6 protein-coding genes are annotated in these 10,084 nt (G+C 71.4%); 3 read left to right on the top strand and 3 right to left on the bottom strand.

All coding sequences use genetic code 11. From position 1 onward, the window contains the following. Positions 1 to 510 (top strand): zinc-binding dehydrogenase (locus C1I92_RS10850; RefSeq protein ID WP_146605098.1); only part of this gene is annotated, 510 nt, incomplete at its 5' end. Between the two features lie 51 nt (positions 511 to 561). Here the strand turns inward: C1I92_RS10850 and C1I92_RS10845 are convergent. From C1I92_RS10845 to C1I92_RS10835, 3 genes are all read right to left on the bottom strand, one after another. After that, positions 562 to 816, bottom strand: a complete 255-nt coding sequence (locus C1I92_RS10845; protein ID WP_111254675.1) for a hypothetical protein — start codon at positions 814 to 816, stop codon at positions 562 to 564. Beyond that, positions 813 to 1,157, bottom strand: coding sequence for a hypothetical protein (locus tag C1I92_RS10840; RefSeq protein WP_146605097.1), 345 nt, complete (start codon positions 1,155 to 1,157; stop codon positions 813 to 815). The genes C1I92_RS10845 and C1I92_RS10840 overlap by 4 nt, the downstream gene beginning before the upstream one ends. A gap of 281 nt (positions 1,158 to 1,438) precedes the next feature. Next, positions 1,439 to 4,723 carry a DEAD/DEAH box helicase gene (locus C1I92_RS10835; protein WP_111254682.1) on the bottom strand — a complete coding sequence of 1,095 codons (3,285 nt, stop codon included), beginning with the start codon at positions 4,721 to 4,723 and terminating at the stop codon, positions 1,439 to 1,441. 171 nt (positions 4,724 to 4,894) lie between these two features. Between C1I92_RS10835 and C1I92_RS10830 the strand changes: the two genes are divergently transcribed. Both C1I92_RS10830 and C1I92_RS10825 read left to right on the top strand, forming a co-directional pair. After that, on the top strand, positions 4,895 to 6,406 hold the full coding sequence (locus tag C1I92_RS10830) for an RCC1 domain-containing protein (RefSeq protein ID WP_111254673.1): 1,512 nt from the start codon (positions 4,895 to 4,897) through the stop codon (positions 6,404 to 6,406). A gap of 260 nt (positions 6,407 to 6,666) precedes the next feature. Continuing rightward, positions 6,667 to 10,044 (top strand): amidase family protein, encoded by a 3,378-nt coding sequence (locus tag C1I92_RS10825; protein WP_158564088.1) that lies wholly within the window; start codon positions 6,667 to 6,669, stop codon positions 10,042 to 10,044. Positions 10,045 to 10,084 lie beyond the last annotated feature (40 nt).

The following is a 10,084-nucleotide window of genomic DNA, read 5'->3' as shown; positions in this document are numbered from 1 at the left end:
GCCCGCTGGTCAGACGCGACGGTGATCGCGACCGTCAGCTCCGACACGAAGGGCGCGCTGGCCACGTCCGCCGGCGCCCATCACGTCGTGCGCTACGGCGACGGCACGGACGTCGCGGCCGCCGTCCGCTCCGTCGCCCCCGACGGCGTCGACCTCGTCGTCGAGGTGGCCGCGGGCGCCAACGCCGCGACCAACGCCGCCGTCCTTAAGCCGCGTGGCACCGTCGCGATCTACGCCAACAACGGCGACCAGCCGTTCGACCTCGACGTCCGTGCGCACATGGGCCTGAACACGCGGCTGCAGTTCGTGCTGCTCTACACGGTCGGCTGGGACAAGCTCCGCGCCGCCGGCGACGACATCAACGCCGCCATCGCCGCGGGCGCCCTCCGCATCGGAGAGGACGCCGGTCTGCTCGTCCACCACTTCGCGCTGGACCGGACCGCCGACGCCCATCGCGCCGTCGAGGACGGAGCGACCGGCAAGGTCCTCATCACCGTCGCGGAGGCCTGACCGCCGACGGCCTCCAGACCGACGCGGGCCGCAGAGCCGCCACGTGGCTGCTCAGTGCCTCCGCACCTGGCACAACGCCCGGTGCAGGCGGATGTCCTGCTGGATCTGACGGGGCACCGGCCAGCAGCGGCGATCCAGCGCGTCGGCATAGGCCTCCAGGGCGCGCAGGCTCTCCCGGAGCGCGGCGTCCTGTGCGCCCGGATCGCGCACCTTTTCCGCCGCCTGCCTGCGCCGCTCCGCCCGCGCGGCGAGGATGTCCGCGAACAAGGTGTCCAGCGGATACGGGAGCGCGTCGGGGGTGCTCACGGCGGCCCGCTCGCGTCGGCGATGGCCGCCAGGACCTGACCTTCGTCGAAGGCCGGTCCGGCGAAGAGCCGCAGCACCGCCCGCCTGACCTCGACGGTCTCGATGAACCGAGCATGACCACCGGGCATGGCCTCGAAGTGGCCGGCCTCCGACAGAACGACGATGACCGGATCATCCGGCGCCAGCTGCTCCGCCCGCTGCGCGGCATCCAGGAGAGTCATGCCCGACCGAGCGGTGCCGGGCGAGTCCAGAGCGTCCGCGGAGAAGGAGAACGCACCCGCCCAGCGGCGGAGGAAGATGGCCAACGCCAGCGCGCGAGCGTCGGGTCGCCGCGTCAGCATCGACGCCACGGACCCAGCTGCCGCCGCCGCGCCCACGTGGCTGAGTCACCGGGCGGCTGCGAACCGAGGATCTGGCTCATGGGCGCGACCCATCTCCGGCCTCTGCGGCCGACATTCGTGGTAGCGGCGCCGCTGGGGACCGATATGCCCACGTATCAACGCCTGACCTCCGAGCCTACACCTGGTCACGGACTGGCGGTTATGCGTCGACGCCGCAGCTCACCGAACTGGCCTCGGTCGCCTTCGCCGGAACCACGCGGGGTCACGAGGCTCGCGGGGTGCTACTCGAGGAGGCTCCGGATGTCGTCGACGCCGAGGCGGCCGCCGAACGCGTTGCCGTCGTCCATGACACTGGCCGACAGCTTGGCCTTGCGGTCCTTGAGCGCCATGACCTTCTGCTCGATCGTGTCGGCGGCGATCAGCCGGTACACCATGACGTTGCGGGTCTGGCCGATGCGGTGGGTCCGGTCGACCGCCTGCGCCTCCGTCGCCGGGTTCCACCACGGATCGAGGATGAAGCAGTAGTCGGCCTCGGTGAGGTTGAGCCCGAAGCCGCCGGCCTTGAGGCTGATCAGGAAGACCGGCGCCGCGCCCTCCTTGAACCGCGCGATCACCTGCTCGCGGCGTCGCGTCGCACCGTCGAGGTAGCAGTACTCGACGCCGGCCGCGTCGAGGCGTTCGCGCACCAGGCCGAGGAATCCGGTGAACTGGCTGAACACCAGCGCCCGGTGCCCACCGTCGATGACGTCGTCGAGCTGCTCCAGCAGCAGGTCGATCTTGGCGCTGGCGAGGTCGCGATGCTCGTCGTCGACGAGGCCGGCGTGCAGGCTGAGCTGGCGCAACACGGTGAGCGAGCGCAGGATCGTGAGCCGGTTCTTGTCGACGTCGTCGAGCAGGCCGAGCACGCGCTGCCGCTCGCGCTGCAGGTGCTTGTCGTAGACCTTGCGGTGCTTCGGATGCAGGTCGACCTCGAGCACCTGTTCCTGCTTCTCCGGCAGGTCGGCGGCCACCTGCTCCTTCGTCCGGCGCAGCACCAGCGGTTTGATGCGACGGCGGAACCGCGCGAGCCGCTCCGCGTCGCCCTGCCGCTCGATCGGCTTGCCGTAGTACTCCTCGAACCGGCCCGGGTGCGGGAACAGGCCGGGCGCGGTGATCGACAGCTGCGACCACAGCTCCATCAGGTTGTTCTCGACCGGCGTCCCGGTGATGGCCAGCTTGACCGGCGCCGGCAGCCGCCGCGCCGCCTGGTAGGTCTTCGACTGGTGGTTCTTCACGTGCTGCGCCTCGTCGAGCATCAGCCCGGACCACTGCGTCTGCGCGTACGCGTCGGCGTCGAGCCGCAGCAGCGTGTAGGTCGTGACGACGACGTCCGCACCGGCCACGACGTCGGTGATCGGCTCGCCGCGGCGGCGCAGCGTGTCGGTGACCGGCACGACGGTGAGCCCGGGCGCGAAGCGGGCCGCCTCCGTCACCCAGTTCGACACCACGCTGGTCGGCGCGACGACGAGGAACGGCGCCATGTCCGGGTCGGTCTCCTTGGCGTGGCAGATCAGCGCCAGCGTCTGCAGCGTCTTGCCCAGCCCCATGTCGTCGGCGAGGATCCCGCCGAGGCCGTTCTCCCAGAGGAACCGCAGCCAGCGGTAGCCGTCGAGCTGGTACGGACGCAGCTGCGCCCGCAGCGTGCCGGGCGGGACCGCGACGCCGTCGAGGCTGCTGAGCGCCAGGAGCCCCTGGACCTGACGCTGCCAGCTGTCGGCCTGGTGCGTCACGACACCCAGCGCCGCCAGTTCCTCCCAGAGGCCGGCCTGGAACCGGCTGATCCGGGTCCCGTCGCCGGTGTGGTCGCCGAGTGCGCGTGCCTCGTCCATAAGCCGGCGCAGCGACTGCAACTCGGGTTTCTCCAGCGAGAAGTAGCCGCCGTCCGGGAGCAGCAGGTACTGCTCGTCGCGCGCGAGTGCGGTGAACACGTCGGCGAACGGGACGTCCTGTCCGTCGGCGGTGATGCTGACGCCGAGGTCGAACCAGTCGGTCTCGCCCGGTGGCGCCTCGGCGGACACGCCGATGACCAGGGAGTCGCCGACCTCACGGTAGTCCGCCGGCGCCCCGATCACCTCGACGTCGACGTCGTCCAGGTCGCGGAGCCGGGGCAGCGCCTCGGTGCTGAACCGCATCGTGTCGAGCCCGTCGGACCGGCTCCGCGCCCCGGCGCGCCCGCCGGGCCCCAGCAGGCCCGGGTCGAGGCCGGCCAGCAGCGCCCGTTCCGCCGCCGGGTCTCGGAACCCGTCGCCCAGGTCGTCGGGGACCGGCTCGCCCACCGACACCCGTCGCGCCGCGTCGCCGACCTGGTAGTGCCATTCCCAGTCCAGCTCCAGCCCGTGGTCGTCGCCGTACGCGGCCCGCGCGACCAGCGTCGGCCCGGAGATCTCCGGCGGCGTGAACGACCCGTCCGACGACGCGACCACCGCCAGCCGTTGCAGCCGTGGCACGTACTCGTCGCGGAACCGGCCGGCGTCCGCCGCGGGCACCGTCAGCCGGACGTCGTCGAGGACGAGCTGCTGCAGCTCCTGGCCGGCCGGCTGCTCGAGCTTCGCGAGCCCGAACCGCTGCGGGTCGTTCATGGTCCCGTCGCGGGGCGCATAGACGACACCGTGCCCGTCGTCGCCGATGAACCGGACCGGCTCGACCTCGTCGTTCTCCCCGTCGACGGTGAGCAGCGGCACGACCACGAGCCCGCCGGCCTCGTCCGCCCTGACGTCGAGGCTCACCCGCGCCGCCCGATACCCGCCGACGTCGCCACCCTTCTTGCCGCGGACGAAGCGGATGCCCAGCTCAGCGGCCTGGTCGAGCAGCGGCCACAGCTGGCTCGATTCGTACGCCGTCAGGTCGAGGTGCTTCTCGTCGCGGCCGTACGGTGAGTAGGTGGTGTCGCTGCGGCCGGCCTCGTAGAGCAGGAAGAACTGACGCAGCCAGCGCAGCTGCTCGATCGGCCCGGCGACCAGCTCGGGGCGCAGCCGCAGCCGTGACCAGCTCAGCTCGCCGGCGACCCAACCGCCGCGCCCCGGGCGGACCAGCCTCGCCAGCAGCCGCGGCCGCGTCCCCGCGGCGTCGTCCCACCGCCCCGTCGCCCGCGGCCGGCTCGACAGCGTCAACTCGACGGCGATCTCCGCCCTCGGATCGCGATTCGTCTGCCCGCCGCCGCCCAGCAGCGAGTCGAGCGACCGCCGCCAGTCCAGCGCCTTGGCCTCCGCTCGCCGTCCGCTCCCGCCGTCGCTCAACGCCGTCATCACCAGCGCGACGACGTGCTTGCAGTCGAACCCGACCGGGCAGTTGCACCGCCCCTCGACGAAGGCGTGGCCGCCACCAGGCACGGCCTTCAGGATCGCGATCGTCGAGTACGGCTGTCGCGCGCTCCCGGCGACCCGCCCGCTGATGATGCCGTCGCCGCGCTCCCAGGCGACCTCGATCGCCGCGCCGTGCTGGGCGTACATGAGGCCGCGCACGAACGTCGACGGGTCCACCACCTTCAGCAGACCCGCCTCGTCGTTCGCCTGGATGCCCGGCCACATGTCGACCACGCTAGCCGCGCCCACCGACAGCTTCACGCGCACACGCTCGTCTTCTCGTAGACCGTCCCGCGTTCCCGCGTCGTTCACAGGCCGGCTGTCGGCAGGTTCACCTCGCGCTGGGACCGTCATCGCAGCTCATGTCGCTGTCGACGGTTGGCAAAGGGGTCCACGATGATCGATGCCGAGTTCCGCACCAAGCACCTCTGGCGGGTGGTCGCAGCGCTCGCGACCGTGCTGCTCGCCGCCGCCATACCCGGGACCGCGTCGGGCGCCGAGCCCGCGGCGCCCGATGTCTCCCAGGTGCTGACGACGGCGGACGACCACAGCTGCGGGATCGCCGAAGGGGTCGTGTTCTGCTGGGGCATCGACAACTACGGGCAGCTCGGCAACGGTCCGGAGCTGACGGGCAACCAGCCGGCGCCGACCCGCGTCGACGTCACCGCCCTGCCGGCCGACACCTGGTTCACCGACGTCAACGCCGCCGATCGGCACACGTGCGGGCTCACCCGCGACGGTGACATCTACTGCTGGGGCAGCGACTCGACTGGAGCCCTCGGCGACGGCCCGGATCGCCCCGAGGTCCGGGAGACGCCGACCCGCGTCGACACGTCGATCCTGCCGGCCGGCGCGACGTTCGCCACCGTCACCGCTGGTGAGCACCACACCTGCGGGCTCGCGTCCACCGGTGCTGCCTACTGCTGGGGCGGCGACGGCGCCGGCCCGGTCGGCAACGGACCCGAGCTGACGGGGCTGCAGCCGACCCCGAGCCCCGTCGACACGTCGCCGCTCGACACCGCCACCTGGCAGTCGATCGACGCCGGGTCGATCCACACCTGCGGCGTCACCACGACGGGCACCGGCTACTGCTGGGGCAATGACTCGTACGGCCAGGTCGGCAACGGGTTCGACCGGTGGGACAACGAGGAGAGCCCATACCCCGTCGTCATGGCGGGCCTGCCGACCGGCACCACGTGGTCGACGATCCAGGCCGGCGACAACCACACCTGCGGCCTGACCAGCGACGGCGACGCCTACTGCTGGGGCCGGGACAACCGCGGCCAGCTCGGCAACGGGACCGCCTACTCGGGCAACCAGAACCACGACCCGCTCCCGGTCGACACGTCCGCCCTGCCCGCCGGGACGACGTGGCGCTGGATCTCCTCGGGCGACGAGCTCACCTGCGCGATCGACTCCGCCGGCGCGCTGTACTGCTGGGGCAGCTTCGTCGGCAACAGCTGGCTGAGTCCGGTCGCCATCGACACGTCCGGCCTGCCCGCCGGGACCACCTTCCGCTACGTCGACGTCGCGACGTCGGGGACGCACATCTGCGCGGAGTCGGAGGCCGGGGTGGCGTACTGCTGGGGCGCGGACCTCTTCGGCCAACTCGGCGACGACGCCGCGTTCCGGGACCTCTTGCGGCCGCAGGCGCCGGTCGCCTACGCGCCCTGCCCCCGTCCGGACGGCTCGCCCACCGTCATCGTCGGCACCGTCGACACCGGCGTGCCCAACCGCGTCGACGACGAGGGCTGCACCATCAACGACCTCCTCGCCGACGACGCCCCAGCCAGCTCCGCCGCCTTCCTCCGCCACGTCCGCACCCTCACCAACCACCTCGTCGACGACGGGCTGCTCACTGTGCGGGAGCAAGGCACGATCGTCCGCGCTGCTCTACGTATCGCCTGACGGCTCTCCCTGCTGGCCGCGCTGCCGTCCCAGCTGAGCCGCCTGGATCCTGGCTGTACTCGGGTCAGGATCCGGGCGGCGAGCTGACAGCTTCACTGCGTCTACCGTGCGTGCGGTCCTGTAGCTCCATGACTGCCGCGCGACGCCTTGATCACCGGACGATGATCGTCACGGCTCCGACATCGGCGCGAAACGGACCGAGTGGACATTTGATCCGCTATGTCACATTGGCCCGGTTCTGCTTCCCTCGAGGAGTCGCGGTGCATCGGTCAGTCGTCGTTCGGAGGTTGCTCTCCCTCGCCGTCGCGGCAGCTCTCGCCGCGCCCGTCCTTGCGGCGACGCCCAGCTCGCCGCCGGTCAACGCGGCCCCGCCCCCGCCCGTACTCGATCTGGAGACGCTCGACGGCGTCACGGCCGAGCGCATGCTGGAGTCCGGCGAGCTCACGTCCGTCCAGCTCGTGCAGGCGTATCTGGACCGCATCGAGGCGCTCAACAAGAGCGGCCCCGGCCTGAACGCCGTCACGCAGATCAACCCCGCCGTCATGGCCGAGGCCCGGCGGGCCGACGAACTGCGCGCCGACGGCGTCGTGCTCGGCCCCGCGCACGGCCTGCCCGTGCTGCTCAAGGACCTCATCGACGTGAAGGGCATGTACACGTCGAACGGCAACTACTCGCTGCGCAACTCCTACCCCGAGGACGATGCCGGCATCGTCAAGAAGCTGCGTGAGAACGGTGTCATCATCCTCGGCAAGGTGGGCCTGTCGGAATGGGCGAACAGCTTCGGCAGCCAGCCGTCCGGCTTCGGCAACCTCACCGGTCAGGTGCTCAACGCCAACGACGCCGACCAGAACCCGAGCGGGTCGTCGTCGGGCACGGGAGCCGCCGGCGCAGCGGCGCTCTCCATGCTCACCGTCGGTACCGAGACCTCCGGCTCGATCATCAGCCCGTCGGGCGCGCAGAGCCTGGTGGGCATCCGGCCGACGGTCGGCATCGTGCCCGCCTACGGCATCGGCCCGATCTCGTCCTCGCAGGACACCGCGGGGCCGATGGATCGCACGGTCGCCAATGCGGCGATGAACCTGCAGTCGATGGTCGGCCATGACCCGAAGAACGAGGCCGGCTACGCCGCCGTCTTCGGGCCGAACTGGCAGGCGTCGATCAAGCAGGCGCCGGTCGAGGCACCCGACTACATGTCCGCGCTCGACCTCGACTTCGTCCGCGGCCAGCGGATCGGCTACAACGGCACCTTCGAGCCCGGCACGCCGGCCGCCATGGCGTTCGACGCGCTGGTCGCCGCCGGCGCGATCATGGTCGAGCGGCCGTCGATCCCCGTCGGCGACGTGCCTGCTCTCCCCAGCGGCTACCAACAGCACAAGGCGATCGACGAGTACTACCGCGGGTTGGGGGCGTCTGCGCCCATCAACTCGCTGGAGGAAGAGGTCGCCGTCAACGCGGCAGAGTCGGACCAGGCGCTGAAGTTCGGCAACCAGAACCACGCCAACGCGGCGGTCGCGGAGACGGAGCCGGGCGGCCCGAACGAGACGGCGTACCGCGCAGCGATGCCGATCCGGCGGGCGGCGCAGTGGGCCGCGATCGACAGCATGATGAACAACCAGACGCCGGACGACCCGAGCGACGACTTCCTCGCGATCCTGGGCAGCGTGCCGAGCGGCGCGACCGCCGGAACGCCGCAGATCACGATTCCGATGGGGTATTCGACGACCCATCGGCGCGCCCAGAGCGTGTCCATTCACGGCAACGCGTACAGCGAGCGCAACCTGATCGGCGTCGCGTATGTCATCGAGCAGGCGACTCGCTTGCGCCAGCCGGTCTCGGAGTTGAACCCGAGCATGTACCGGTGCGCTGACACCGTCCCGGCGCCGCCATTCGCGTCGCGCGGTTCGTGCAACCCCTCGTACGACGATGCGATGGCGCTGGCCGGGTCGGTGCCGTCGCTGCCGTTCTCGCTCGAGACGGAGACGGCGCAGAGCCTGCAGGCGCGGCAGACGGCCGGGACGCTGACGGCTGAGACGCTGACGCGGGCGTACCTGGCCCGGATCGCGGCGGCGAATGCGGAGGGTCCGGCGGTCCAGGCGGTGCGCTCGTTGAACGCTTCGGCCGTGGCGGAGGCGAAAGCGTTGGATGAGGAGCGGCGACGGAGCGGGCCGCGGGGTCCGCTGCACGGCATTCCTGTTCTTCTCGACGACTCCTTCGACGTCGAGGGTCTGCCGACGACGGCGGGATCGATCGCCTTGCAGTCGTCCATGCCCGCGGATGATGCCGCGGTGGTCGCGCAGCTGCGCGCGGCCGGGGCGATCGTCCTGGGCAAGACCAACGTGACGGAGCTCAACGGCGTGTTCGACGCGAACCTGCCCGAGGGCTACTCGTCGCTCGGCGGTCAGGTGCTGCTGCCGTCGGACACCGACAAGACCGTCGCCGGCTCGTCGGCGGGTTCCGCAGCGGCGACGTCCTCCGGCCTGGCCGCGCTCACCATTGGGATGGAGACCGGCACGGACGTGGGCGCGCAGCTCATCGCTCCGGCAGGCGTCGCGGGCGTGGTCGGTTTGAAGCCCACGGTCGGCCTGGTCGACGGTGACGGCGTCCTTCCCGTGGCGTCGTCGCAGGACTCCTTCGGTCCACTGACGCGGTCCGTGTACGACGCGGCGGTTGCGTTGGGTGCCGTGGACACTGCGTCGGTCGACTACACGGCCGGCCTGTCGCCGTCGGCCCTGCAGGGCAAGAAGGTCGCCGTCGTCGCCGGCGGGCCCGGTCCCTACCCGTCCGCGGTGGCGTCGGTCCAGGCCCTCGGCGCGACGACGAGTGAGGTGACGCTCGGTGCACCGACGATCCGGCCGAGCATCGTGCTGCGCGAGCTCGAGCAGGATCTCGACAAGTACCTGACCGGCGCTTCGGGCGGGGCGTCGTCTCTGGCGGAGATCATCGAGTACAACGAGGCCAACCCGGTGGAGGGACTGAAGTACCAGCAGAACGAGCTCCTCGCCGCGTCGTCGGCAACGATGGAGACGTACGAGTCGGACCTGACCGTGGGGCGGGCCGAGAGCGCCGCCGTCATCGACTCGGTCCTGTCGTCCGGCTACGACGTGATCATGGTGCCGAGCAACAGCGCCCTGGTCGGGATCGCCGACCGCGCCGGCTACCCCGTCCTCACCGTTCCCGCGGGCGAGGGCACCGGCAACGCCGGCCGCAACCCCGTCGGCGTCACCTTCGTCGGGACGGCGGGCAGCGAGGCGTCGCTGCTGGCCGCGGGTTACGCGTTCGAGCAGGGCCACTCGTATGTGCGCCGCGCGCCCGGCGTCACGAACCCGTCGATGTGGCGCTGCACGCCGGGCGGCTCGTTCTTCACTGGCGAGCTCTGCAACCCCGGCGACCACGGCGAAGCCCTCGCCGAACTCGTCGACGGCGTCGGCCCCGGCCGCAGCTGGGCCTCCATCGTTGCCAACATCCAGAACGCCATGGCCGACGACCGAACGGCAGCCGCCTGCTCGCTGATCGACGCCTTGGTGGCGAACGTCAACGGCAAGTCGGCCAGGGGTGTTCCGGTGGCCACGGTCGCATCCATCGTCACCGAGGCCTCCCGCCTCGCCGCCGTCACCAGTTGCGAACCGCCCAGGAGGTAACCAGACGGACGCTGAGTAGGGCCCCGGCGCGGGGCCCTAC

This window comes from Jiangella anatolica (assembly GCF_003236295.1).
Lineage (GTDB): Bacteria > Actinomycetota > Actinomycetes > Jiangellales > Jiangellaceae > Jiangella > Jiangella anatolica.
This window is presented reverse-complemented; position numbering and strand designations above follow the sequence as displayed.